The organism is Providencia sp. PROV033, assembly GCF_028484855.1.
GTDB classification, from domain to species: Bacteria; Pseudomonadota; Gammaproteobacteria; order Enterobacterales; family Enterobacteriaceae; genus Providencia; species Providencia alcalifaciens.
In genome coordinates this window covers 1-1,270 of the sequence record NZ_JAMPSW010000207.1, presented here as the reverse complement: position 1 = coordinate 1,270, position 1,270 = coordinate 1, and the positions used below count along the sequence as shown (strand labels likewise).

The 1,270-nt window shown below is 45.7% G+C and carries 1 protein-coding gene; it reads left to right on the top strand.

Features of this window, described 5'->3' with window-relative positions:
- A partial coding sequence (locus PSF16_RS17370; protein ID WP_272689804.1) for a RepA family replication protein occupies window positions 1-939 on the top strand: 939 nt, incomplete at its 5' end.
- Window positions 940-1,270 lie beyond the last annotated feature (331 nt).

The following is a 1,270-nucleotide window of genomic DNA, read 5'->3' as shown; positions in this document are numbered from 1 at the left end:
ATGTCTAATGCCATCTCAATTCCTGCAATACCTTGTTCCATCGGTAAAATTCATCGGCATTATGCACCAAAATTTTTAGGGCAATTACCGAAATTAGTGCCTGTGCGTCGCTTTGCTGCCGCGTTAAAGCGTCACGATTGGAACCGCAACCCCCATATTTATCAACTGCGTTATAGCCGAAAGCAACGGATATCTGTGCGCTCAGAGCGTCGGGAAACCTTTGATGCGTTAGCGATGGCCATGATTGCGTATGCGGATTATAACCCCGAAAGTGACGCGCTCTTTGAAGTGATGTGCTCGGTGGAGAAGTTGGCGGAATTGTGTGGCCAACTGTATCGCTATGACTGTGGCCGTAAAAGTTACGACCCGATTTTGCATGCCTTGCGTGACTGGGAACAAGCCAACCTGATTGTCATTGACCGCGATTTCGATATCGAGGCCAAACAATACAAAGCGATGCGTATTTGGATACGCCCTGAATTTTTCCATGGACTCGGGTTTTCTGCGTCGGAACTGCGCGAAGTCGTCTCCAGTTTTAGCCGTTGGATGGAAAAGAAGGGATTAAAAGAGAGCTACCAAAAACGCTACGCCCAACATGTCTTGCGACTTGCGCGTGCGAATGTGGCATCACTCGAGACGAAGCACAAACTTCGAAACCTGCTCAACAAGCTCAAAACGCTCGTGGTTGGGAAAGATGAAGCGCTCAAACAAGAAAAGAAACATTTAGCCAAAGCCCTAAAGGAAAAGAAAGCGTTAGCCAAAAGTTTGGAAGCGCCAGAAAGCGCCGAACATGCTGCATGGCGTCGTTTCGAATCGTGGAAGGTGACACAGCCTATTGCGGCCGTCATGGCCTTTGAGCGGAAAATGAAAACCTTGTACCCGAGTGTTCAAGGGCAGGCACTCTACCTGCATTACTTGGAACACTTACCCGACTCCTAATTCCCCTCTTAAATTTACCGCCTTGACTGGCGGTGGTTTCGTTCGCCCTAAATCTGTATAGCGTGTTTTTTGAACAAGAAATTCGTTGATTCAATCTCTGCATTCATCTCGACGATGACAGCTCGACTATTTTTGTGTGATATGCACTCTATTAACTTCGAATGTGTTTATTCTCTGCAATTAACTTCGAATCAGTTTTGTGTTTTAATAGTTAAATTCGTTTTTAGATTCTGAACTAAACGTCCTTTAAATAAAAGGAGTTGCGGCTCTGCTTTTTCAAGCCGCACACTCTAAAGAGATAAACCCAATAAAGCCTTCGCTTACAAGCCAT